We start from the raw sequence: 23850 nt of genomic DNA on the forward strand, positions 1-23850 counted from the left end.
ACGGGGGAGGGTCTCCCCTCCCCCCGACAACGTCACTACGTCAACTACGTGTGATGACCGCGTGAATTACTTCTTCAATGCCGCGCACTTCGATTCCGCGACCGTCGTGAAAGCCTGGTCGCCCGGGATCGTCGCCACGACCTTCAGGTAGTCCCACGGCTTCTTCGAATCGGCCGGCGCCTTCACCTGCATCAGGTACATGTCGTGCACGTAGCGGCCATCCTGACGGATCTGGCCCTTGCCGTAGAAGTCGTCGAGCTTCATCTTCTTCAGCTCGGCCATGACCTTGTCTGGATCGTCGGTCTTGGCGGCCTCCACGGCCTTCAGGTAGTTCGACACCGAGGAGTAGTCCGCGGCCTGCAGCGAACTCGGCATCTTCTTCATCTTGCCGAAATAGCGGTTCGCGAACTTGCGCGTCTCGTCATTGGTGTCCCAGTACCAGCTGTCCGTCATCAGCAGCCCTTCCGTGTTCTTCAGGCCCAGGCTGTGCACGTCGTTGATGAACATGAGCAGGCCCGCGATCTTCATCGTCTTGGTGATGCCGAATTCCTTGGCAGCCTTGATCGAGTTGATCGTGTCGCCGCCGGCGTTGGCCAGACCCAGGATCTGCGCCTTCGACGACTGCGCCTGCAGCAGGAACGACGAGAAGTCCGAAGCCGACAGCGGGTGGCGCACGGAGCCGGCCACGGTACCGCCGTTGGCCTTCACCACGGCGGCCGTGTCAGACTCGAGCGAGTGGCCAAACGCGTAGTCGGCGGTCAGGAAGAACCACGACTTGCCGCCCTGCTTCACGACCGCGCTGCCGGTACCCTTTGCCAGGGCCACCGTGTCATACGCGTAGTGCACCGTGTACGGCGAGCACTCTTCGTTGGTCAGGCGCGCGGTGCCGGCGCCGATGTTGATGTACACGCGCTTCTTCTCGGAAGCCACCTTGTTCATCGCGAGCGCGGTACCGGAGTTGGTACCACCCACCAGCAGGTCCAGGCCCTGCTGGTCCATCCATTCGCGTGCCTTCGAGGCAGCGATGTCGGCCTTGTTCTGGTGGTCCGCGGACAGCAGCTCGATCGGCTTGCCCAGCACCTTGCCGCCATGGTCCTCGATGGCCATCTTGATGGCCTCGAGACCGCCCTGTCCGTCGATGTCGGCGTACAGGCCGGACAGATCGGTGATGAAGCCGATCTTCACGGTGTCATTGGACACCTGCGCCGAAGCAGCCGTCGAGACGGCACCCAATACAGTCGCCGCAACCGCGACCGCCAGCCGAGTCATCTTCATGTTTTGTCTCCTGAGTTTCGGCGGCGCCAAGCCACCCGTTCCTGCCTACAGCAATCGTTCGATCCGCCGGCGTGCATGCCGGGCGCGATCAGACCCCAAGCAGTTCGTTGAGCACCGGCATCTTTGCCTGCAGCTCGTTGGCCGCGAAGCGCTCGACGATGGTGCCGTGCTCCATCACGTAGAAGCGGTCCGCGAGCGGCGCGGCGAAGCGGAAGTTCTGCTCCACCATGACCACCGTGTAGCCCTTCTTCTTGAGCGTGAGGATCATGCGCGCGAGCGCCTGCACGATGACGGGCGCAAGGCCTTCCGAGATCTCGTCGAGCAGCAGCAGGTTCGCGCCCGTGCGCAGGATTCGGCCGACGGCCAGCATCTGCTGTTCGCCGCCCGAGAGTCGCGTGCCCTGGCTCTGCCGGCGTTCGGCGAGGTTGGGAAACATCTCGTAGATCTCGGCTTCGCTCATCGGCTGCCGCGCCTCCGCGCCCTGCATCTTCAGCTGCGGCGGCAGCAGCAGGTTCTCTTCGCACGAAAGGCTCGAGAAAATGGCCCGTTCTTCCGGACAGTAGCCGATGCCGTAGTGCGCGATCTTGTGCGTGGGCAGGCCGATGGTCTCGTGCCCGTTCACCTGGATGGAGCCCTTGCGCGTGCCCGTGAGGCCCATGATCGCGCGCAGCGTCGTGGTGCGGCCCGCGCCATTGCGGCCGAGCAGCGTGACCACTTCGCCGTGGTTCACGGTGAGGTTCACGCCGTGCAGGATGTGCGATTCGCCGTACCAGGCGTGCAGGTCGCGAATCTCCAGCGCAGCCGTCGTAGTGTTGTTCGCCATGTCGTGAGGTCCCGTTGTTCAGTGCGCGCCCTGGAGCTCGGCGTCCGCCGTGCCCATGTACGCTTCCATCACGCGCGGGTCCTTCGACACCTCCGTGTACGGTCCCTCGGCGAGAATCGCGCCACGCTGCAGCACGGTGATCTTGTCCGCGATCGAGGACACGACGTTCATGTTGTGCTCGACCATCAGGATGGTGCGGCCCACGGAGACCTTCTTGATCAGCTGCGTCACGCGGTCCACGTCTTCGTGGCCCATGCCCTGCGTGGGCTCGTCCAGCAGCATGAGTTCAGGTTCCATCGCGAGCGTGGTGGCGATTTCGAGCGCGCGCTTGCGGCCATACGGCAGATTGACCGTGACGGTTTCCGCGAACTCTGTGAGGCCCACCTGCTCGAGCAGCTCCAGCGCGCGGCCGTTGAGCACGTCGAGCGAACGCTCGCTGCGCCAGAACTGGAAGGCGGTGCCGAGCTGCCGCTGCAGACCGATGCGCACGTTCTCGCGCACCGTGAGGTGCGGGAACACGGCGGAGATCTGGAACGAGCGGATCACGCCGCGGCGCGCGATCTGCGCGGGCTTTTCGCGCGTGATGTCGATGCCGTTGAACAGGATGGTGCCCGTCGTCGGTTCGAGGAACTTCGTCAGCAGGTTGAAGCACGTGGTCTTGCCGGCGCCGTTCGGGCCGATCAATGCGTGGATCGATCCACGCTTCACGCGCAGGTTCACGTCGCTGACCGCGGTGAACCCCTTGAATTCCTTCGTGAGGTTCCTGGTCTCCAGGATGTTGTCCTCGGTATTGTCCGGCCTCATAAGTCTCCTGCCCGCCCTCTTGCTGCGTCACCGGGTTGTGCCCGGCACTGACAATGGTTGGATCCGCGGCGCGATGTCGTCACGCTGTCGCCATGTTCGCCGCTTCTAGTCCTTTCGGACGATGTGTTTTTTGTGCGGTGCGGCTACCGCTCGCATGCGGTGACTTCCTTCGCGCCGCACCACGTATGTGCAGGCTGGGGCACCGTATACCGGCGACTATTGTGTGCGCCTGCTGCGTCGCAAAACATCGGGGTTTGCACTAGGCGAATGACATGCCGGCGGGGTGCGCGGCCGCACCGCGCGAGCGTGCCCGACGGTCTTCGCGAATCATGTCGCTCGCGCGTTCCGCGATCATGATCGTGGGCGAGTTCGTGTTGCCGGACGTGATCAACGGCATCACCGATGCATCCACGACGCGCAGGCCTTCGATGCCGATCACGCGCAGCCGCTCGTCGACCACGGCGTCGCGATCGTCGGCACGGCCCATGCGGCAGGTGCCGACCGGATGGAAGATCGTCGTGCCGATCGCGCCCGCCGCTTCGGCCAACTGCTCGTCCGTCTCGAACGCGGGGCCCGGCAGCCATTCGCTCGGGCGGTACGGCGCGAGCGCGGGCGATGCGACGATACGCCGCGTCAGGCGAATGGAGTCGGCCGCGACCTTGCGATCCTCTTCTGTCGACAGATAGTTCGGCGCGATGGACGGCGCGCGACGGAAGTCCGCGTCTTCGATATGCACGCTGCCACGCGAGGTCGGACGCAGATTGCAGACGCTGGCGGTGAAAGCATTGAACGCATGCAGCGGGTCGCCGAACTTGTCGAGCGAAAGCGGTTGCACGTGATATTCGAGGTTTGGTCGCGCCTGGCTCTCGTCGCTGCGCGCGAACGCACCGAGCTGCGACGGCGCCATGCTCATCGGGCCGCTCTGATTGAACGCATATTGCAGGCCGATGCCGAGCTTGCCCCACCAGTTGGCGACGCGCGTATTGAGCGTGCGCACGCCCTCTACCTTCATGACCGTGCGCAATTGCAAATGGTCCTGCAGATTCTCGCCGACGCCAGGCAGTGCGTGACGCACGCCGATGCCGAGGGCCTGCAGACGCTCCGGCTGGCCGATGCCCGATAGTTCGAGAAGCTGTGGAGAATTGATCGCGCCCGAGGCGAGGATCACCTCTTCGGTCGCGCGCGCTTCACGTTCGACGCCGCCACCGACATACCGCACGCCCGTGCAGCGCCTGCCGCCGGCATCGTCGTCGAAGGTCAGCGCGCTGACCTGCGCGCCGGTGACGATGGTGAGGTTGGGCCGATCGGCCGCGCGCCGCAGGAAGGCCTTCGATGTGTTCCAGCGGATGCCGCGGCGCTGGTTCACTTCGAAGTACCCCACGCCGAAGTTGTCGCCGCGATTGAAGTCGTCCGTGCGAGGAATGCCCGCCTGCTCGGCCGCATCGATGAAACGTTCAAGAATGTCCCAGCGCAGGCGTTGCGCTTCCACGCGCCATTCGCCGCCCGCGCCGTGGAACTCGCTATTGCCGCGGTAATGGTCCTCGCTGCGCTTGAAGAGGGGCAGCACATTGTCCCAGCGCCATCCGTCGTCGCCCGTGATGCACGCCCAGTCGTCGTAGTCCTCGCGCTGGCCACGCATGTAGATCATGCCGTTGATCGATGACGAGCCACCGAGCACACGGCCGCGCGGATAGCCGAGCGAGCGCCCGTTGAGGCCGGCCTCCGCCACGGTGCGATACAGCCAGTCCGTGCGCGGGTTGCCGATGCAATACAGATAGCCGACGGGAATGTGGATCCAGTGATAGTCGTCCTTGCCACCCGCTTCGAGCAGCAGCACGTTGACGTCGGTGTCCTGCGTCAGGCGATTCGCCAGCACGCAGCCGGCTGAGCCGGCACCCACGATGATGTAGTCGTATGTCTCCATGTCCCTTTGGTCCGGCATCGGTGTGTTATTCGAATGCGCAGATCATCGCACGACTGGACCGAGGCGGCCGTCAGGGTCTTAACGGAGGTGCCGCCGCAACCAGTCCGTCATGGCTTCGAATGCTTCGCCCCGGAGCGGCTCGGTTTCGTTGAAGAGCTCGTGATACCCCTCCGGAAACCACTCCATGCTGCACAGGTCGTCCGGCGCATTGCCGTGGAACGTGCGGCTGCCGGCGGGATCGACGATGCGATCGGCGCCAGCGACGAGCATCAGCGTCGGCGCCTCCAGCCGCGCGGCATCGGCCTGCGCCTGCGCCATGCCGCGCACGAACGTCTCCAGCACGCCCGCGCTCACGGTGCTCTGCACGAGCGGATCGGTGCGATAGGCGCGTACCGCTTCGGCGTCATGCGACAGCCCTGTGGCATCGAGCCCCGTGGGCACGCGCAGGCGCGGCGCCAGCGCCATCAGCACGCGCTGGAACGTGAGCATGCGCGGCGACAGGAACAAGGCCAGCGCGGGAGACGACAGGATCAATGCGCGGATCGGCCGCACGCGCGCGGTCGCGAATCGCGCGGCGACGAGACCGCCCATGCTGTGACCGAGCACGATCGGCAGTTCGTTCCACTGGCGGACCGCCCCGTCGTAAATCTCGGCCAGGTCATCGACGTACGCATTCGCGTGCGGGACCACCATGCGCGGCCCGCCGCTGAGCCCGTGGCCCCGATGATCGTAGGCACGCACACGCAGGCCCAGCGCGCACAGCGCCTCGGCCACGTGCTGGTAGCGGCCGCAATGCTCACCCATGCCATGGACGAGCAGCAATGTGCCGAGCGGTTCGGGATAGCGCAGGGGATCGGGCAGCCACGTGCGCAACAGCAGTTCGGTGCCGTCGCGCATGCGCTGCCGGCCTTCCGCCGGCAGGATCGGCATGGACGCCGGGGCCTGGTCCGGTGGGGCCCCGGCCCTACCGATATTCCTGGCACGAATGTTGTCGTCCGCAATCGTCACAGGTTCATCCATCCCATCGTCTCCTCGCGGGTGTGCCTGCTTTCGTTATGACAGAGGTGTATGACGCATTACGGCTCGCTGTGACAACACGGCGCCGCCGTGCCGTCCTCTCGTGCGAAATCGGTGAGGATCGGGCAATCGGGGCGGTCGTCGCCGCTGCAGGACTCCGCGAGTCCGCGCAGCGTATCGCGCATGGACGTCAGTTCCGCGATGCGCGTGTCCAGTTCGTCGAGATGCCGTAAGGCAAGCGCCTTGACGTCGGCACTCGCGCGGGCCCGGTCGTGCCATAGCGACAGCAGCCCGCGAATCTCGTCCAGCGAGAATCCGAGATTACGAGCCCGCCGCACGAAGCGCAAGGTATGGACCGCGCGCGCATCGTAGCGGCGATAACCGCCCTCGCTGCGCGGCGGGGTTTCCAGCAGCCCGATCGATTCGTAGTGCCGGATCATCTTGGCCGTGACGCCCGATGCCTGGGCGGCTTCTCCGATGTTCATGACGTGGCCTCCTTTGCCGGGGACGATGCTTGCGCCGATGGATGCGCCGACGTTGGACGCCAGCGGCGCAGCAGCAATGCATTGCTCACGACGCTGACGCTCGAGAACGCCATGGCGGCGCCGGCGACGACGGGGTTCAGCAGACCGGCCGCCGCGAGCGGGATGCCGATCACGTTATAGATGAAGGCCCAGAAAAGGTTCTGGCGAATCTTGCGGACCGTGCGATCGGAAATGGCGAGCGCGTCGGCGACGAGCAGCGGGTCGCCGCGCATCAGCGTGATGCCGGCCGCGTGCATGGCCACGTCGGTGCCGGTGGACATCGCGATGCCCACGTCGGCCGCGGCCAGCGCCGGCGCGTCGTTGATGCCGTCGCCGACCATCGCCACCACCGCCCCGCCCTGCTGCAATGCCTGCACGCGCGCGGCCTTGTGCTCGGGCAGCACTTCGGCCTGCACCTCGTCGAGGCCCAGCGCATCGCCGATATGGCGCGCCGCGCCCGCGTTGTCGCCCGTCAGCATCACGGTGCGGATGCCTGCCTTGCGCAGCCGCGCGACGGCGGCGGCCGCGGTAGGCTTGAGCGCATCGCCGAACGCGACGAGGCCGAGCACGCGCGGCGTGCCAGCGCCCTCGCCCGTACCCACTTGCACGAGCCACGACACCGTACGGCCTTCGCCGCGCAGCCGCGTGGCCGCGGCCTGCAGCGCATCGCCGGCTTCCGCGCCAAGCGAGGCGCGCAAGCCTTCGCTGCCCAGTTGCAACGCCATGCCATCGACCACGCCCTCGATGCCGCGACCGGGCAATGCACGCACGCCGGTCGCCACCGGGGCCACGACGCCGCGCGATGAAGCCGCCGCCAGCACGGCGCGCGCAAGCGGGTGTTCGCTGCCCGCCTGCAATGCAGCAAGCCGGGCCAGCAGCGCGCTATCGTCCCCGTCCGCGGCATGGAGCGCCACGACCTCGGGCTTGCCGACCGTCAACGTGCCGGTCTTGTCGAAGGCCACCACCGACACGCGGTGCGCCACTTCGAGCGCTTCGGCATCCTTGATGAGGATCCCCGCCCGCGCCCCCGCGCCGGTCCCCGCCATGATCGCCGTCGGCGTGGCAAGCCCCAACGCGCACGGGCATGCAATGACGAGCACCGCCACCGCATTGAGCAACGCGGCAGACCAGTCCCCGCCGACGATGCCCCAGCCAAGCAGCGTCGCCAGCGCGAGAACAAGCACCACCGGCACGAACACCGCGCTGACCCGATCGACCAGGCGTTGGATCGGCGCCTTGGCCGCCTGGGCATGCTCGACCATGCGAATGATGCGCGCGAGCACGGTCTCGGCGCCGACGGCGGTGGTACGCGCGACGAGCAGACCTTCGGCATTGATCGCCCCACCGGTGAGCGCATCGCCGACACCGCGCGCCACGGGCACCGATTCGCCCGTCAGCATCGACTCATCGACATGGCTGGTGCCTTCGAGGATCACGGCATCGACGGGCACGCGTTCGCCGGGCCGCACGACGATCTCGTCGCCGACGCGGACGTCACCCAGGGGCACCGTCGCCACCTGCCCGCCACGGCGCACCTGCGCCGTATCGGGCCGCAACGCGGCGAGCGCGCGAATCGCGTCGGCGGTCTGCCGCTTGGCGCGCGTCTCGAGCCACTTGCCGAGGCGCACGAGCGTGATGACCACGGCAGCGCTCTCGAAATAGAGATGCTCCGCATGATGCCCGCCCGCCGTTGCCATCATCCACACCGACAGCCCATACGCCGCCGACGTGCCAAGCGCGACGAGCAGATCCATATTGCCCGCGCCCGCGCGCACGGCCTTCCAGCCCGCCTTGTAGAACCGCCAGCCGAACACGAACTGCACTGGCGTGGCCAGCAGCCACTGCACCCATGCGGGCAGCATCCAGTGCACGCCGAACCATTCGAGCACCATCGGCGCAACGAGCGGCAGCGAGAGCAGCGCGGGAATCGTGACCGCATGCGGGCTCGACCAGAAATCCTGCCGTGCGGGCGCCTCCGAGCCCACGGGCGCGGTCACCGCGGCGGCACCGTAGCCGGCGCGCACCACGGCCTGCGCGAGCGCATCGGCAGACACCGCATCGCGCAGCACGGTCACCGTGGCCCGCTCCGTGGCCAGATTGACCTCCGCCCCCACGACACCGGGTACCGCGCGCAACGCCCGTTCCACGCGGCCCACGCACGATGCGCAGGTCATGTCCGATACGGACAGCTCGACGGCGTCGCGCGGCACGTCGTAACCGGCGTCGGTCACGGCCTGCGCGGCCGCGGAGAGCGCGGCGCCACTATCGGCGCGGAGCGTGACATGCTCGGTGGCGAGGTTCACGGAGGCATCGTTCACGCCCGGCACCCTGGCCAGCGCGTTCTCGACGCGGCGCACGCAGGACGCGCACGTCATGCCTTCGACGGGAAAGCTCCACTCGGCGCCGGTGGCGGCGTCGAGTGCGACAGAGGGTTCGGCGGAAATCGACATGATGGTTGGGCCGTTGGCAGTGGTGATCACTGCATCGTGGACCTTACCATCATTGGAAGGTCAAGGTCGGCGCGCGGAAAAAAAGCCTTGCGCTTCCCACGGTGGGAAGGTTCACACTACGTCGTGTGCTGTACTCAACCTCATTGCGGAGTCCAAGATGATCCAGTTCGAAGTCGAAGGCATGTCCTGCAACCACTGTGTCGGTGCCATCACCCGCGCGGTCAAGGCGGTCGATCCCGCTGCAAGCGTGTCGGCCGATGTGCCGACGCAGGCGGTCAAGGTCGATAGCAACGCCGATCAGGCCGCGCTGCGCAAGGCCATCGAAGACGCCGGCTATCCCGTCAAGGGCGCGAAATAAGAAAGGGGCACCGAGGTGCCCCTTTTCTATTGCGGCGAACCCGCGATCAGAAGCGGTAGCCGACGCTCAGGTACGTCACGACCGGATCGATGCTGATCTTGGTATGCGACTTCACCACGGCGCCGTTGGCCAGCGTGGTTTCGAAGTTGCCGCGCGTCGAAATCGGCACGTACGAGACCGACACCCCCACCGACCAGCGGTCGGTGATGTTGTAGTTCGCGCCGACGTTGAACACGGGATTCCAAGACGGGGTGGCGCTCGCGGTCATGCGCGAACCCGGTCCGAACTCGTTGTTCACAAAGTTCTGGTTCGTCACGGTTTCGCCGGTGAACCAGGTGTAGTTCACACCGACACCGACGTACGGACGGAACTTGGTCTTGGCGTCGAAGAAGTGCCACTTGAACACCAGGGCCGGGCTCCACTGGCGCACTTCGCCGAGCTTGCCGTACTTCTCGTAACCGCGATCGCCGCTCACGTCGTGCTTCGGCGGCACGCCCAGGACGAACTCGGCCGAGATGTTGTCCGTGATGAAATGGTCGATCGCCAGGCCGAGCGTGTCGGCGGAATCGATCTTCGCGCCCGTGTTGGGGCGCTGTTGATTGACCGGACGGCCCGCGAGGCTGTCGATGGTCAGGTTCTCGCTCGAGCCGGTCGGCATGACCCGGAACCAGCCCATGCTCACGACCGTACTGCCCGCGGATTGTGCCTGGGCGAAGCCACCGAGCGTCATCGCCGCGGCCGCCACCAGCATCTTTTTATAGATGTTATTCATAGCTCCTCTTTGCTCCTCATGATGTGACCAACTCCAAGGCACGCATTATCCCGTGGCGGAAGCGCCGACTGTTTCAAACATGAAAACGATGCGTAGAGGGAAGGCCCTAAAGCGCGGGTTAACCCACTAAAACATCGTCAATTTCCGGGTCTTTCTTAAATATCCGCTGCGCGCGCGCAACGGTTTTTGCCGGAAACGCAAAGACCCTTTCGGGTGAGTGGGTATGCTGCAAACGCACAATTGAAACGAATCGTGGCGTTACGGGATGTCCGAGGCATTTCCGGTGCCTCACCTGCGCGCGCCGGGCGGGTTACCGGTCGTTGACGCCTGCCGCACGCTGGCGCCGCGGACCTCGATCCCAATCCGATCCACGACGTTGCCCGCGCGGTCCACAAGCTCTACCTGATGCCGCCCTGGCCAAGGCAGCCATGCGAGCTCGCCGCCACGTCCCAGCGGCTTGCCATCGAGCCGCCAGCTCACGCCGTTCGCCACCTCGCCCGTCGATGCCGACGCGTGAAACCACACGCGTTGCGCGCGCGGCGGGATATCGGGATCGAGCGCGAAGACGGTGCCGTCCGCCGGACTCGCGATTGCGGGCCGACCGTCGGCATCGCGCGCGCCGGCATTCCCCGCGGCCACGCTCACGCGGGCGACTTCGGTGCCGTCGAGGAAGACCTCCTCGCGCGCGGGCTCGAGGTTCCGGTCGAACGTCAGCCCGATGCGGCGCACACCGCTGGGCATCGCGGGCGCGCGGCTCGGCGTGGCGCCGTGCAATGCCTCCATCACGTCGTGCCAGACGGGCGCGGCGCCGGTCACGCCCGACACGTCGTGCATGCTGGCGCCGCTCGCATTGCCGACCCAGACGCCGACCGTATAGCGCTGCGACCAGCCAATGCACCAGTTGTCGCGCATGTCCTTGCTCGTGCCCGTCTTCACGGCGGTCCAGAAACGCGTGGTGAGCGGACTGTCGAGCCCGAACGTGCGGGCGCGCGCGTGACGGTCCGACAGCACGTCGCCGATCACGTAGGCCGCAGCCGGCAACATCACGGCGCGCGGCGCGGCGATCGGATCGCCCTCGCGCAGCCGAGGCTTGCTGTACGCGCCGCCATTGGCGAACGCGCGATAGGCATTGGTCAGGGAGAGCAGCGAGACGTCGGCACTGCCGAGCGCGAGGCTGTAACCGTAGTAGTCGCCGGACTGCGTCAGCGGCAGGCCGAGCGCGACCAGACGGCGATGGAAACGATGCGGCGTGACCATCACCAGCGTGCGCACTGCGGGGACGTTCAGCGAAGCGCCTAGCGCCGCGCGCAGGCTTACCCATCCCGCGTACTGATGATCGTAGTTCTGCGGGATATAGAGCCCGCCGCCGGTCGGCAGATTGACGGGGCGGTCGTCGAGCAGCGAGGCCGCCGTCACGCGGCGCTCCTCGAGCGCCTGCGCATAAAGAAAGGGCTTGAGCGTCGAACCCGCCTGCCGTAGCGCGGCGGCATGATCCACCTGCGCGGCAGCCGATAGCACGCCCGACGAGCCGACATATGCGAGCACGTCGCCGCTCGCGTTGTCGATCACGATCACTGCGCCATCCTCGACGTTGCGGCCCGCGAGTTCGCGCAGATGGCGGTCGAGGCTCGTCACCGCCACGCGCTGGATGCGCGCATCGAGCGTGGAGACGATGCGCGATGGCACCGTGCCCTCCACCGCGCCTCTCCCTGCGCCTTGTCCCGCAGCAGCCCGCATGACGAGCAGGCGGCCGAGGTGCGGCGCGAGCGTCGCGCCCGGCGGCTTCATCGTCCCCGCCCCCCCCACACGCAGCAGCGCGAGTTGCGTGAAGCCGTCGAGCCCGTCGCACTCGCGCGGCAGTTGCATGTCTCGCAGAATCCCGCACGCGCGCCGCGACACCTGCGCGGGGCTCGCGTTGGGCGCACGAACAAGCGCGACCGCCACGGCCGACTCGCGCGCATCGAGTCCGCTCGGCACCTTGCCGAACAACGTTTGCGACATCGCCGACAAGCCGACCAGTTCGCCGCGGAACGGCACGAGGTTCAGGTACGCCTCGAGGATCTGGTCCTTGCTCCAGCGCCGTTCGAGCGACGCCGCGCTGACGGCCTGTCCGACCTTCTGCGTCATCGTGCGGCCCGGCGCGCGTGCGCCCCCCGCACCGGCTGCGCGGAGGTCTTCATCGAGCAGGCCCGCGAGCTGCATCGTCAGCGTGGACGCGCCGCGCGTGCGCGTGTTCCACAGGTTCGCCCAGGCGGCGGCGGCCACGCCCTGCCAGTCGACACCGCTGTGCGCGTAGAAGCGCCGATCTTCGGAAAGCACGATGGCCGTGCGGAGCGCGGGCGAGGTGTCGGTCAGACCGATCCAGTCCCCGCGCCGCGCGCGGAAGTCGTCACGGATGCGCGCCACCGGCTCGCCGTGGCGGTCGACGACCACCACGTCGGCGCTGCGCCAGGCATCGCGTACGGCGCCGAAGGTCGGCAGCGCGAAGGCCTTCGGCATGGCGAACGCCAACGCCAACGCCACCCCAAGCAACGTCCCGGGCGACATCGCGCGCCGTGTGCGCGTGTCGGGGAGAGACCGACGAAGGCGGGGAGTCCGGGCCGCGCGCGACATGGGGGGTTATGCCTTCTCGTCAGCGGTCTGCCGCCCACCGGCGATGCCCGCCACGATCAGCACTTGCGCGGCTGCATAGAACCACCAGATGCCCAGCTGGTACGTATCGAACGCGGACAGGAAGCGCGCGGTCCCGATGAGCGCGTCGGAGATCACGAAGCAGATGGCCCCGAGCGCGGTGAGCGGCGTCGGCAGGCGCGCGAGCAGCGCCGCGCATGCCATGGCGGTCAGCACGCCGATGTAGATCGTCACAGGCAGCGCCAGCTCGCCGAGGTTGGGCCAGAAGCGCCCGAGCAACGCGCCCGCCGCGCCGATCACCAGACCGCAGCCCACCAGACGGTGCGCGCGCAGATCCGCGCCGAGCGGCACGAACAGCCGCAGGTACGCGAGATGCGCGAGCAGGAACGCGCCCAGCCCGCCGACGAACGAGATACGCAGCCCCGGCATGGCAAGCAGCAAATCCCCGATCGCGGAGAACACGAGCGCGATCACCAGCCAGCGCCGCTCGAAGAAGGGCCGGTGGAACCATGCGGCCCGCGCGAGCAGCAGCGCCATGGCGCACTTCCACAGCGGCTGGTACGAGACCTGTCCGGTCAGCGGCGCGCCGGGGGGCAGCACGATCGCGGCCTGCAGCAGCAGCACGCCGTAGACGATGCCCGCGATCACACCCATGAACCACCATTCGCGCACGCGCGCGGGCATCCTGACGGCAAAGCGGATCACGGGCGCGCCCCCACGGTCAGGCGATCGACCGGCAATGCGCCGAACACATCGGGCGCGTACATCGCTTCGGCCCGCGCGGGCGGCAACGCGAACTCACCCGCGTTGTTGAGCCGCACCGTGTACTCGACGGTGAAGGCGCCCTTCGGCACATAGTCGTAGTACGCACGGTAGGCCTCGGGCGTGCGCTCGACGAACGTCGCGTACGTACCGCCCTGCTGCCCGCGCGTGGCAATCTCCGAATCGCGCCCCAGCCCGCTGCCGAGGATCGTCGCGCCGGTCGGTACCGGATCGCTGACGACGACCCACGTCATATCGGCCTGCGCATCGACATCGAGCTTCACGCGGTACGTATCGCCGCGCGACCATTTGCCGGCGACCGCCTGCTCCACCGGCGTCACGGTGCGGCGGATGCGATAGCCCGCTGCAATGGGTTCGCGCAGCGGTACCGCCGCCAACGCGCGCACGGTGGCCCACGGGCGGCCGCTGCCAGCATGCTCGACCTGTAGCGCGGAAGGTGCGGCCACCGGCGTCGCGGAGAGCTTCGATGGCCCACCGGCGGGCCATGGCAGATCGACGGCACCGGTGGCGATACCGTCGCGCGTGGTGGCGCGCGCCCAGTCGAACGCGCGCGACTCGGGCCCCAGCGTGGCGCGCGTCGTACCGCTGACGGGCGTGCGCTCGTACGTCTGCGCATAACGCGCGATCGCCAGCACGCCCCACGCATTGGCTGTCGTCGTGCTCCATGCCCCGCGCGACTGGCGGCCCAGCAGACCCGTGACCAGCTGCGGCACATCGTCTTTCCATGCCGGCAGTTGCGAGGCAACCGCCAGCAGACGCGCCGCGTTGACGTCGCTATTGGCCATCAGCCACCACCAGTTGTCGTCACGCTCGGTGGAAAACACCAGTCGCGTGCCCTGCACCGTCAGCCGGCCGCGCAGCAGTTGCTGGGCTTCCGCAACGCGCGCATCGTGCTGCGGAATATCTGGCATGCGAGACAGCAGCGACAGCCAGTCGATCAGCGCGGACGTCGGCCACTGCGCGGGCAGGATCTGGATCGAACCCAGCATGCGCGCCTGCGCATGGCCCGTGCGCGACAGCGCTTCCAGCGCGGCAAGCTTGCGTACCTCGAGATCCATCGTCGCGGACTGCGGCGCCCAGCGTGGCGGCGTGATGCGGCCTTCGACGAATGCCGTCAGTCCGCGCTCCATCTGCGTGCGCAATGCATCCGGCACGCGCATCGGCAACCCCGCGCGCGCAGCCTCGTCCGTCATTGCCAGCAGGTACGCAGTCAGCGTCACGCTGCCCTGCGATCCCTCGCTCGACAGCGGGAAATACGACGCGAGCCCGTTGCTGTCGAGATACGACGGCAGCTGCGCCATCAGCGCATCCCAGGCGGCCGTATCGTTGAGGCCGATCGACTTCGACGTCCGCTGTTCGAGGCAAGAGAACGGATACGCGCGGAACCACTCGCGCACACCGGGCATGCCGCCCGCGAGCGACGATTGCAGCGATACCTGCAGACCCCCGCGCAGCTTGCCCGTGGGATCCGCCAGCGCATCGGCAGGCGCCTGCACCGGAATCGACAGCGATGGCGACAGCTGCGCGAGCGTGGCCTGCTGCACCGTCACCGGCACGGCGGGCACGATCTGCTGCGACACCTTGAGGCGATCGCTGGCATTGCCGCCGCCCTTCTCCACCGCCTGCACTTCCCATTGGATCGTTCCGCTGCGGCTATACGCGAGCAGCGCGGGCGCGGTCACGTCCCAGCCAATCTCCCGCGACTCGCCCGCGGGCAACTGCACCGTCTGTGTCGGCAGCGTCTGCGCCTCGACGAGCGTCGCGCGCGCGCTGGCCTCCACCGTCATCGCGCGTTGCGTCGTATTGCGCAACGTGAACATCGCGCGATAGCGGTCGTCCTCGCGCACGAGCAGCGGCAGCCCCGCGATCATCTGCAGGTCCTGCGTCGCCGCGATGCTCGCGCTGCCGGTGCCGAAGCGGCCGACGCCGAGGTCCGCTACCGCGACGATGCGGAAGCTCGTCAGCGAATCGTTGAGCGGCACCTCTAGCGAGGCCTTGCCTTCGGCATCGAGTTGCACGCGCGGATTCCACAGCAGCAGCGTATCGAACAGCTCGCGCGTGGGACTCTTGCCGCCGCCACCGCCCGCGGGCACGGCCTTGCGCCCATAGTGGCGCCTGCCGATGATTTCCATCTGCGCGGTCGACGTCTCCACGCCATAGCTGCGCCGCTGCAGCATCGCGTCGAGCAGATTCCAGCTCGTGTTGGGCATCAGTTCAAGCAGCGATTGATCGACGGCAGCGAACGCAACTTCGGCATTCGCGGCGGGCTTGCCGTCCGGCAGCTTCACCTGCACGGCAACACGCGCCTTGCCGCGCACGGGGTACGTGGCCTTGTCCGGCGTGACGGTCACGTCCAGGCGATGCGCTTCGTTACCGACGCGAATCTCGGCGAGGCCGAGCCGGAACGCGGGCTTCGACAGATCGACCAGCGGCGATGGCGCGACATACTCGCGCCCCTCGGTGCGGAACGCGCGCCACCAATCCACGGGCTGGCGCCAGCCCCACGTGAAGAAGGAATACCAGGGCACGTCGCGCAGACGTCCGCGCAGCGAGAGCACCGACACGTACACGTTCGGGCCCCATTCGGGTTTGACCTTGAGGCGGATCGAGGGATCGTCGCCACGCAGTTCGACCACCTGTGTCTCGATGACACCTTCTCTTTCCACGGCGACCAGTGCGGTCGCGCGGCGGAACGGCATGCGTACCTGGAACACCGCGGTATCGCCGGGCGCATACGACTTCTTCTCGGGAATCACGTCCATGCGGTCGTGGTTCTCGCCGCCGAACCACAGCTCACCCGCGCGCGTGACCCACACCGTGGTGGCCGCGCGCGACATGCGGCCATCGCTGTCGCGCACGACCGCCACGAGTTCCACTTCTCCCGCCTGCGCAAGCGCGACGTTGCAGTGCGCGCGGCCCTGCGCATCGGTGCGCGCTTCGCACACGGTGCCGAGGTCCTTCATCTCGCTACGGTTGTCATACTGATAGAAGCCGCCGACCACCCGCTTGCGTGCCGACGTATTGATGCGCAGCCGCGCCTGGATCTGCACGGGCGTGTCGGCAAGCGGCTTGCCCTCCGTGTCGAGCGCGAGCCCCTGCACCGCGATCTTCTGCGTCACCGACACCCAGTTGCCCGCGCGAATGCCAGCCACCACGCCCGCCGGCCATACGGGCACGGTCTGGCGCAGCGTCTGGATCTCGCCGTTCGGATCCGCGAAGCCAGCCTCGAGCACGAGGTCCGTCGGCAATTCGATTTTCGGCAGATCCTTGAGCGTGGTTTTCGCGTTGCCGTTGCGATCCAGCGTGACGCGTACCTTGTCGGCGATGAGCCGCTCCGATTGCGACGACGCGTCGTCATCTTCATCGGCATCCTCGTCACCGCCACCGGCCTGCTTGCGCTGGCGCGGCGCGTCGAACGAGAAGTCGTCGTAGTCGGCGAAGTTCACCGATTTCTGGCGCAGCAGTGCCGACAGTTGCACGGGCAGCCCCGATGCGCCGCCGCCCGACAGATAGTGGATCTCCATGCCGACGGGCACCGACGACGGTGCGATCAGCGCGTTACCCTTCGCCTTCGGATCCTTGTCGGCCTGTAGCGTCCCTGCCAGCACGGGTAGACGGAACGCTTCGACACGGAAGCCGCCGGTATCGAGCGACTGGCCGCTCGCATAGACCAGCGTGGTGTTGTACACCCCGAGCTTGGCCGCCGGCGGAATCTGGAAGGTGTTCTCGGCGCTGCGGCCGCCCGTTGCGGTGGCACGCCATTGCACGGGCATCTCGTAGGTCTGGCCGCTGCCCTCGTGCGTCACGACGAGCTTCGCGGGCATGGCGTTGTCGCCTGACGGCAGCCCGAAGCCCTGCAGCGTTTCGGTTCGCAGCAGATGCTTCATCGACACGGTTTCGCCCAGGCGCAGCAGCGTGCGATCGAACACGGTATGCGCGCGCAGGGTCTGCGTTGCGCTCATGTTGGTCGGGACGTTGAAGCGCCACGTCTCGATGCCGCGGTTCCAGTCGGACATCACGAACGCCATGTCCGCCTTGCCGCGCGCCTGCGGATGATCGGCCGCGATGCGCGCGGAGGCGAAGTAGCCGGACAGGCCGTTCGCGCAGTCGTCGTGACGCGACTCGGGCAGCTTGTCGAAACGCGCGACGCCCGTGGCATCGGTGCGCGCTTCGCCATAGAGCTTGCCGTCGCAATCGCGTACGGCAACAGCCGCGTTGGCGACGGGCTTGCCATCGTCGAGCGTGGTGACCCAGACCAGTCCGCTCATGTCGCCACCCGCGCCACGCGCAATCTTCAGATGCACGCCGAGGTTGGTGACGAGCGCGGCGGTGCGCACGTACATCGGCGCCTGCCGGCCGAGCAGCGCGGCGCCGAGACGCGGCGAGGCGATCTCCACGACATGGAAACCGGGCTCGGGCAGCGGAATGCCGACGACTTCGAACGGACGCGGATCGCCGCCCGTGGGCTTCGGGATATCGAGCTTGCGCACGCCCGCCGCCTTGTCGAGCAGCGAAACCGAACGCGTTTCGATGGACGGCGCATTACGGGGGTTACGCACGTCGTACGGCGACTTGCCCGCCAGCACCGCATCGAGTTCACCGCGCGTCCACGACGTCTCGTGCATGCGCTTGACGAGACTCAGCCAGCGCAACACCGCGCCATCGTCGTCGACCTTGAGCCGCGCGACGGTCCCCGCCTGCGCGCGCACCGTCGTGGCCGGCAGATCGGCTTCCACGTTGCGCAGCGTCACGGGCAACAGCGGCGGATAGTCGCCATCGGACTTGTTGCGCGGCACATCCGCGAAGCGCTCCACCACGCCGAACGGCGCGGCCGCGAATTTCGCGAGCGGCGGCAGCGCGGCCATCGCGACCTTGAGCGGGAACAGGTCGGCGTTGCTGAGCGTGCGACCCGCATCGTCCTTCAGGTCCTTCGGCGCTTCGATCGTCAGCGCGGCGTTCTCCGCGAACGGCGGCGGGAACGAGACGGATTCCACCGGCGCATCGGGCGAAAGATCCGGATCGAAAGTCGGCGAGCGATCCCCGGACGGCGTCTTCAGCACCACGCGCTCCGCGATCTTGCGCGGGACCGGCGCCGTGAACGTGACGCGCAGCGGGCGCAGCGGCGTGCAGGGTGCCTCGGCGCGTTCGCGCTCGCAGGTGAAGCCCGCCGCGAACGGCTCGCGCACGGTGAAGTCGAACCGGCGCGCATCGCGCGTGACCACACCGGAAGGCGTGGCAATGCCCGCATCGAGCACGAGCTGCATGCGCGCGCCCGCGGGCAGGCGCTGCTGGCAGGTCAGCAGATGAATGGCGTCGGGGGTCTGCTTCGCGAAATCGGACCAGCGAATCGCGCCGAGCACGGCGTCACGGTCCTTGCCGGTGAGCAGCCGCACGGGGATACGTTCGCCAAGGCCCTCGGCCTGGCACCATGCGTGAGACTGGATGGAGCCCGCGGTCGCCGCGCCGTTGAAGCGCAGCGCGAAAACCTGATCATCCTCGATCTGGCCGCCTGAGGGCCGCGCCGACATCACCGTCGGGCCGCCCGTCTCGAAGCGGTATTCGGGCTTGCCGCTGTACGCCTTGCCGGCCACGCTCTTGAGCGAGGTGGACATCCGCACCGTGCAGCGCACGCCCGGCGGCAAGTCCTGCTCGAAGTCGAAGACCCAGTTGCTGGCGTCCACCCAGCGCCCCTGGCCGTTCGCGCCGCCCCCCTGGCAGGACACGGCGGCGGGCGCCGCGGCCTTGAGGTCGCCCATCGGGACCATCGGTTCGTCGAAACGGATGGCCACCTGCCGCACACGCGGCACCACCCCTTCGGGCGAAAAACGCGTGATCTGCGCGGCGAGCGCCTGCGCTGTACTCAGCGCGGCCAGCGACGCGAACCCGACGGCGACGATTCCCCTCATCCCTGCCTCTCCCGGTTTTGGCACCCGGCGAGCGTGACATGGGCCGATGGCAAGCGCAAGCCTGCGCACATTTCAGTCGGTGGAGACTTGCTTTTCAGCGCAAATGCGACAGCGGCAGCTGGCCCTCCCGTTTTAGCGCGGTCAGCACGATGTTGGACCGCACGCTCTCCACGCCGGGCACGCGCATGAGTTTCTTCATCGTGAAGTCGGCGAGCATGGGCAGGTCCGGCACGACCACGCGGACCAGATAGTCGGCTTCCCCCGCCACCGCGTAGCACTCCTGTACCTCGTCGAGCAGCAGGATCTCCTCCCGGAAGCGCTCGACGGCCGTGTCGCCGTGGTGGGCGAGCTTGATACTGATGAATACGACGACGCCGAGGCCCAGCGCCTGGTGGGAAAGATTGACGCGGTAACCGGTAATGACGCCATCCGCCTCGAGCCGGGCGATGCGGCGGCCGACCTGGCTGGGCGACAGATGGATGCGGTCGGCCAGTTGCTGATGGGTCGAGCGGCCGTCGGTTTGCAGCGCCGCGAGCAGCGCCAGATCATAAGCATCTAGTTCGACCATACACGCTTCCCGCATGAAATGTGGTGATGGCGCAGATTATATGCATGTACTCCAGCACGGGCGGCGACTTTGCGGCTTTTGTGCGCGCATGCCTCGCTAGACTGTGCAGTATTCCCGCATGCACGGGGCCGTGGAGCAGACATGATTACCCTCACCGAGAAACTGAAAGAACAGTTCGACGCCGGCCTGCTGTCGGGCGAGACGCTAGGCGACGACTTCACGATCGCCCAGCCCGTGCATCGCTACACCGACACCGACCACGCGATGTGGCGAACGCTCTACGAACGGCAGGCCGCGATGCTCAAGGGTCGCGTCTGCAACGAGTTCCTGGAGGGCCTCGACACGCTCGGCATGGACAAGCATCGCGTGCCCGACTTCGGCGCGCTCAACGAACGGTTGATGCGCGCGACCGGCTGGCAGATCGTGGCCGTGCCGGGCCTCGTGCCCGACGAGGTGTTCTTCGAGCATCTGGCCAACCGCCGCTTTCCGGCCAGCTGGTGGATGCGCAAGCCCGAGCAGCTCGATTACCTGCAGGAGCCCGACTGCTTTCACGACGTGTTCGGCCATGTGCCGCTGCTGATCAATCCCGTGTTCGCCGACTATATGGAGGCGTACGGCAAGGGCGGCCTGAAAGCGCATGGGCTCGGGGCGCTCGACATGCTCGCGCGGCTCTACTGGTACACGGTGGAATTCGGGCTCATCCGCACGCCCGAGGGCCTGCGCATCTACGGCGCCGGCATCGTGTCGAGTCAGGGCGAATCGATCTACAGCCTCGACGCGGCCAGTCCGAACCGGATCGGCTTCGATGTGCGGCGCATCATGCGCACGCGCTATCGCATCGACACGTTCCAGAAGACCTACTTTGTCATCGACAGCTTCGAACAGCTGTTCGAGGCGACAGGACCCGACTTCACGCCGCTGTACGACGCGCTGCGCGCGCAGCCGACGATGGGTGCGGGCGATATCGCCGAGGGCGACACCGTGATCCATGCGGGAACGCGCGAGGGGTGGGGCGACAGCGACGACATCTGACACGCCGCCGCTATCTTGCCCGTATGCGCCCCCGATGCGCCCCCAATGCGCCATCCCGGCCTATTGTGGAACAATCCCAACCCTGCCCCTGACGAGCCGATCATGACCCCACTTTCGCAAGAGGCGCGCGCGAGCCTGCTCGCCGGCCTGCCCGGCTGGACGCCCGTATCCGGCCGCGACGCCATTCAGAAATCGTTCCGGTTCGCCGACTTCAACGCCGCGTTCGGCTTCATGACGCGCGTGGCGCTGTACGCGGACAAGGCCGACCATCACCCGGAATGGTTCAACGTGTACAACCGTGTAGACATCACGCTGTCCACGCACGACGCCGATGGGGTGACCCAGCGCGATATCGACCTGGCCACGTTCATCGAGAAGGCCGCTGCGGGCCTCACGCGCTGATGCGCGGACACCTGTTAGGTCGCTGAAAGGCATGGCCCTGTACAATCGGCAACATTGCCGACCGATGCCAATTTCCCGTACAGAGCCATGCGTATCCTGCTGATCGAGGACGACCGTCAAATCGCCAGTGGCGTGGAAGCTGGCCTGTCGCGTGCTGGCCATCAGGTCCGCGTCGTGCATGACGGCGTCTATGCCACCGACCATCTGCTGCGCGACCAGCACGACCTCGTGATCCTCGACCTCGGCCTGCCCGGTATTGACGGCATGACGCTGCTGGCCCGCTACCGCGCGCGCAATCGCACCACGCCAGTGTTGATCCTGACCGCGCGCGACGAACTCGAGGACAAGCTCTCCGGGCTCAATGCCGGGGCCGACGACTACCTCGTCAAGCCCTTTGCGCTGCCCGAGCTCGAAGCGCGCGTGCGCGTGTTGCTGCGCCGCAGCCAGCATGGCGAGGCCGCACCCGAACGCGATGTGCGCCTGGGGCGTCTGCGGCTTTCGGGGAACGATCGTCGCATGTTCGTCGATGGCCGCCCGCTGGAACTGTCGCCGCGCGAATTCGCGGTGCTCGAGCTGCTGCTGCAGCGCCAGGGCCGCGTGGTCAGCAAGGCGCAGATGCAGGATCACCTCGCGACGTTCGCGCATCCCGCCGGCGAGGGCGGCGATACGGTGGGCGACACGGCGATCGAGGTCTATGTCCACCGCGTCCGCAAGAAGCTCGAGGACAGCGATGTGGAAATCGTCACGGTACGCGGCTTTGGCTACCTGCTGCAGATCCGCGCCGGACATTGATGCCACGGCGCCGCGCGCGGTCAACATGACCGTCTCCTTCCGCTTCGGCTGAGCCCTGCGTCCGTCCTCATCGATCGCCATGTGGCCCCGCCATCAACCGCCTCCTCCCTCGCCAGCCACGCCGCCGGCGGCCGGGTCGCGGGCGCGCGGTGGGGCGCGGGGCGCGACCAACCCGAGCCTGCGCATTCATCTGCTCCGCGCGCTGGCCACGCCGCTGTTCGCGCTCGTGCTCACCAGCGGCTCGCTGTCGTACTGGCTGGCCGCGCACTACACCACGCAGGTATTCGATCGCGCGCTCTATGGCGTGGCCAACAACATCGCGCAGCAGATCCGCATCGCCGGGCCGCGGCTCGAGCAGGACATTCCGATGATCGCGCAGACGCTCGTCGAGGCCGAGGGCAGCGATCGCATCTACTGGCGCATCCATGGTCCCGATGGGCTCATCGGCGGGATGGATACATGGCTCGGGTACGGCACGGGACAGACGTCGCTGCATGACGCGCGGCTGTTCTATGCGTGGTTCAGCGGCCGTCAGGTGCGCGCGGTGCGGCTGCCGGTGACGCTGCCGAGTCCGGCGAACGATGAATACGGCACGTCGACGAATGCGTCCGCCCCGGGCACGCCCGAGGTCACCGTGCCGCGAGGCCCGATCGTGGTCGAGGTCGCGGAGCTGCTCGATCGCCGCGAGACGGCCGCCAACGAGATCCTGCTCTCCGTGTCGGTGCCGCTGCTGCTGTTGCTGCTGCTCGGCAGCCTGATCCTCTCGCACGTGCTCAAGGAAGAGCTCGTGCCGCTGCAGATCCTGACCGACAAGCTCAATCGCCAGACCGCGCGTTCGCTGGCCGCGCTCGATGAGACGCAGGTGCCCGCGGAAGTGGAGCCGCTGATTCGCGGCCTCAATGCGCTGCTGTCTCGATTGCGCGATGCGCTCGATGCGCAGCGCAAGTTCATTGCGGATGCCGCGCACCAGCTGCGCACGCCGCTCACCGCCGTCAAGCTGCATGCCGACCGCGCGATGGAAGCGGACACGCTCGACGTGGCGCGTCATGCCTTGCGGGAAGTCCAGACGGCCGCCGATCGCGCGGTGCGGCTCTCTAACCAGTTGCTGTCGCTGGCGCGCGCGGAGCCCGGTCTATCGCTCGAGCGGCTCGGGCCCGTCGAGCATTTCGATCTGGCGGAGCTCGCGTTCGAGATCGGCGCGGAATGGGTGCCGCAAGCGTTGGCGCGTCGTATCGATCTGGGCTTCGAGGTATTGCCGGGGCCGACGTTCACGGGCGGCGCGCCCGCGCAGGTGCGCGGCAATCGATTGCTCATGCGCGAGGCGCTGAGCAACCTGATCGATAACGCGGTGAAGTATGTGCCGGCCGGCGGCCGCATCACGGTGCGTGCCGGCGGCGAAACCATGGGCCATCGCGGCATGGCCGTGGTGATGATCGAGGACAACGGGCCGGGCATTCCGCCGGCGCGCCGCGACGAGGTGTTCAAGCGCTTCTTCCGCGGCGACGATACGCCCGGTGTCGCGCGGCAGGCCGCGCCGAGCGGCGCGGGCCTCGGCCTCGCCATCGTGCACGAGATCGTGACGCTGCATCAGGGCACGATCCGCATCGAGGATGTCCCCGCGCCCGTGCCAGTGCCCGCCGCCGTGCACGAGGGGGCAGGCGCGGAAGCCAGCGTTCCCGCGGACGCGGCGCCACGCCGGCCGTCGATGCGGTTCGTGATTCGCATCCCTTGCGAGCCCGCGCCCGCGCCGTCCGGCCTGCCGTTCTCGCAGGTCACGCAGCGCGGCTGA

The 23850-nt window shown here is 67.5% G+C and carries 17 protein-coding genes; 5 read left to right on the forward strand and 12 right to left on the reverse strand.

Features of this window, described 5'->3' with window-relative positions; all coding sequences use genetic code 11:
* Nucleotides 1-66: 66 nt before the first annotated feature.
* The 7 genes from KHP16_RS23205 to KHP16_RS23235 all read right to left on the reverse strand — a co-directional run bounded on the left by KHP16_RS23205 (nucleotide 67) and on the right by KHP16_RS23235 (nucleotide 8817).
* Nucleotides 67-1275, reverse strand: coding sequence for an ABC transporter substrate-binding protein (locus KHP16_RS23205; RefSeq protein WP_109585623.1), 1209 nt, complete (start codon nucleotides 1273-1275; stop codon nucleotides 67-69).
* A gap of 88 nt (nucleotides 1276-1363) precedes the next feature.
* A complete protein-coding gene (locus KHP16_RS23210; protein ID WP_109585624.1) occupies nucleotides 1364-2098 on the reverse strand; it encodes an ABC transporter ATP-binding protein in 735 nt (244 codons plus the stop codon).
* 18 nt (nucleotides 2099-2116) lie between these two features.
* Entirely contained in the window at nucleotides 2117-2902 is a 786-nt protein-coding gene (locus KHP16_RS23215; protein WP_211961224.1) for an ABC transporter ATP-binding protein, read from the reverse strand.
* A gap of 259 nt (nucleotides 2903-3161) precedes the next feature.
* A complete protein-coding gene (locus KHP16_RS23220) occupies nucleotides 3162-4826 on the reverse strand; it encodes a GMC family oxidoreductase (protein ID WP_211961225.1) in 1665 nt (554 codons plus the stop codon).
* 78 nt (nucleotides 4827-4904) lie between these two features.
* The gene (locus KHP16_RS23225) at nucleotides 4905-5846 is read right to left on the reverse strand and encodes an alpha/beta hydrolase (RefSeq protein WP_211961226.1); all 942 of its coding nucleotides are present in this window, start codon (nucleotides 5844-5846) and stop codon (nucleotides 4905-4907) included.
* Nucleotides 5847-5902: 56 nt separating this feature from the next.
* On the reverse strand, nucleotides 5903-6328 hold the full coding sequence (gene cueR / locus KHP16_RS23230) for a Cu(I)-responsive transcriptional regulator (RefSeq protein WP_109582542.1): 426 nt from the start codon (nucleotides 6326-6328) through the stop codon (nucleotides 5903-5905).
* Nucleotides 6325-8817, reverse strand: a complete 2493-nt coding sequence (locus KHP16_RS23235) for a heavy metal translocating P-type ATPase (protein WP_211961227.1) — start codon at nucleotides 8815-8817, stop codon at nucleotides 6325-6327. The genes cueR and KHP16_RS23235 overlap by 4 nt, the downstream gene beginning before the upstream one ends.
* A 157-nt stretch (nucleotides 8818-8974) precedes the next feature.
* Between KHP16_RS23235 and KHP16_RS23240 the strand changes: the two genes are divergently transcribed.
* Nucleotides 8975-9175: a heavy-metal-associated domain-containing protein gene (locus tag KHP16_RS23240; RefSeq protein ID WP_109582540.1), complete on the forward strand. Its 201-nt coding sequence runs from the start codon at nucleotides 8975-8977 to the stop codon at nucleotides 9173-9175.
* Between the two features lie 46 nt (nucleotides 9176-9221).
* On the opposite strand, the gene KHP16_RS23245 is transcribed toward KHP16_RS23240, so the two are convergent.
* The 5 genes from KHP16_RS23245 to KHP16_RS23265 form a co-directional block, all read right to left on the reverse strand.
* Nucleotides 9222-9947, reverse strand: a complete 726-nt coding sequence (locus KHP16_RS23245; protein ID WP_109582539.1) for an OmpW/AlkL family protein — start codon at nucleotides 9945-9947, stop codon at nucleotides 9222-9224.
* A gap of 288 nt (nucleotides 9948-10235) precedes the next feature.
* The gene (gene pbpC, locus KHP16_RS23250; protein WP_211961228.1) at nucleotides 10236-12494 is read right to left on the reverse strand and encodes a penicillin-binding protein 1C; all 2259 of its coding nucleotides are present in this window, start codon (nucleotides 12492-12494) and stop codon (nucleotides 10236-10238) included.
* 72 nt (nucleotides 12495-12566) lie between these two features.
* Nucleotides 12567-13262 (reverse strand): lysoplasmalogenase, encoded by a 696-nt coding sequence (locus KHP16_RS23255; RefSeq protein WP_218891787.1) that lies wholly within the window; start codon nucleotides 13260-13262, stop codon nucleotides 12567-12569.
* A 17-nt stretch (nucleotides 13263-13279) separates the two neighbouring features.
* On the reverse strand, nucleotides 13280-19267 hold the full coding sequence (locus KHP16_RS23260; protein WP_211961229.1) for an alpha-2-macroglobulin family protein: 5988 nt from the start codon (nucleotides 19265-19267) through the stop codon (nucleotides 13280-13282).
* Between the two features lie 94 nt (nucleotides 19268-19361).
* A complete protein-coding gene (locus KHP16_RS23265) occupies nucleotides 19362-19835 on the reverse strand; it encodes an Lrp/AsnC family transcriptional regulator (RefSeq protein ID WP_109582535.1) in 474 nt (157 codons plus the stop codon).
* Between the two features lie 141 nt (nucleotides 19836-19976).
* Between KHP16_RS23265 and phhA the strand changes: the two genes are divergently transcribed.
* The 4 genes from phhA to KHP16_RS23285 all read left to right on the forward strand — a co-directional run bounded on the left by phhA (nucleotide 19977) and on the right by KHP16_RS23285 (nucleotide 23850).
* Complete coding sequence (phhA, locus tag KHP16_RS23270) at nucleotides 19977-20867, forward strand: phenylalanine 4-monooxygenase (protein WP_211961230.1); 891 nt, start codon at nucleotides 19977-19979, stop codon at nucleotides 20865-20867.
* 102 nt (nucleotides 20868-20969) lie between these two features.
* Nucleotides 20970-21269 (forward strand): 4a-hydroxytetrahydrobiopterin dehydratase, encoded by a 300-nt coding sequence (locus KHP16_RS23275; RefSeq protein WP_211961231.1) that lies wholly within the window; start codon nucleotides 20970-20972, stop codon nucleotides 21267-21269.
* An 87-nt stretch (nucleotides 21270-21356) separates the two neighbouring features.
* Complete coding sequence (locus KHP16_RS23280; RefSeq protein WP_109582532.1) at nucleotides 21357-22061, forward strand: response regulator transcription factor; 705 nt, start codon at nucleotides 21357-21359, stop codon at nucleotides 22059-22061.
* Nucleotides 22062-22140: 79 nt separating this feature from the next.
* A complete protein-coding gene (locus KHP16_RS23285) occupies nucleotides 22141-23850 on the forward strand; it encodes a sensor histidine kinase (protein WP_109582531.1) in 1710 nt (569 codons plus the stop codon).

The sequence above is a fragment of the Cupriavidus plantarum genome, from assembly GCF_905397285.1.
Classification (GTDB): Bacteria; Pseudomonadota; Gammaproteobacteria; order Burkholderiales; family Burkholderiaceae; genus Cupriavidus; species Cupriavidus plantarum.

Excerpts from the sequence above, each read along its gene's own strand:
- KHP16_RS23205 (WP_109585623.1), bottom strand. The coding sequence starts at position 1,275 with ATGAAGATGACTCGGCTGGCGGTCGCGGTTGCGGCGACTGTATTGGGT.
- KHP16_RS23210 (WP_109585624.1), bottom strand. The coding sequence starts at position 2,098 with ATGGCGAACAACACTACGACGGCTGCGCTGGAGATTCGCGACCTGCAC.
- KHP16_RS23215 (WP_211961224.1), bottom strand. The coding sequence starts at position 2,902 with ATGAGGCCGGACAATACCGAGGACAACATCCTGGAGACCAGGAACCTC.
- KHP16_RS23220 (WP_211961225.1), bottom strand. The coding sequence starts at position 4,826 with ATGGAGACATACGACTACATCATCGTGGGTGCCGGCTCAGCCGGCTGC.
- KHP16_RS23225 (WP_211961226.1), bottom strand. The coding sequence starts at position 5,846 with ATGGATGAACCTGTGACGATTGCGGACGACAACATTCGTGCCAGGAAT.
- cueR (WP_109582542.1), bottom strand. The coding sequence starts at position 6,328 with ATGAACATCGGAGAAGCCGCCCAGGCATCGGGCGTCACGGCCAAGATG.
- KHP16_RS23235 (WP_211961227.1), bottom strand. The coding sequence starts at position 8,817 with ATGTCGATTTCCGCCGAACCCTCTGTCGCACTCGACGCCGCCACCGGC.
- KHP16_RS23240 (WP_109582540.1), top strand. The coding sequence starts at position 8,975 with ATGATCCAGTTCGAAGTCGAAGGCATGTCCTGCAACCACTGTGTCGGT.
- KHP16_RS23245 (WP_109582539.1), bottom strand. The coding sequence starts at position 9,947 with ATGAATAACATCTATAAAAAGATGCTGGTGGCGGCCGCGGCGATGACG.
- pbpC (WP_211961228.1), bottom strand. The coding sequence starts at position 12,494 with ATGTCGCCCGGGACGTTGCTTGGGGTGGCGTTGGCGTTGGCGTTCGCC.
- KHP16_RS23255 (WP_218891787.1), bottom strand. The coding sequence starts at position 13,262 with ATGCCCGCGCGCGTGCGCGAATGGTGGTTCATGGGTGTGATCGCGGGC.
- KHP16_RS23260 (WP_211961229.1), bottom strand. The coding sequence starts at position 19,267 with ATGAGGGGAATCGTCGCCGTCGGGTTCGCGTCGCTGGCCGCGCTGAGT.
- KHP16_RS23265 (WP_109582535.1), bottom strand. The coding sequence starts at position 19,835 with ATGGTCGAACTAGATGCTTATGATCTGGCGCTGCTCGCGGCGCTGCAA.
- phhA (WP_211961230.1), top strand. The coding sequence starts at position 19,977 with ATGATTACCCTCACCGAGAAACTGAAAGAACAGTTCGACGCCGGCCTG.
- KHP16_RS23275 (WP_211961231.1), top strand. The coding sequence starts at position 20,970 with ATGACCCCACTTTCGCAAGAGGCGCGCGCGAGCCTGCTCGCCGGCCTG.
- KHP16_RS23280 (WP_109582532.1), top strand. The coding sequence starts at position 21,357 with ATGCGTATCCTGCTGATCGAGGACGACCGTCAAATCGCCAGTGGCGTG.
- KHP16_RS23285 (WP_109582531.1), top strand. The coding sequence starts at position 22,141 with ATGTGGCCCCGCCATCAACCGCCTCCTCCCTCGCCAGCCACGCCGCCG.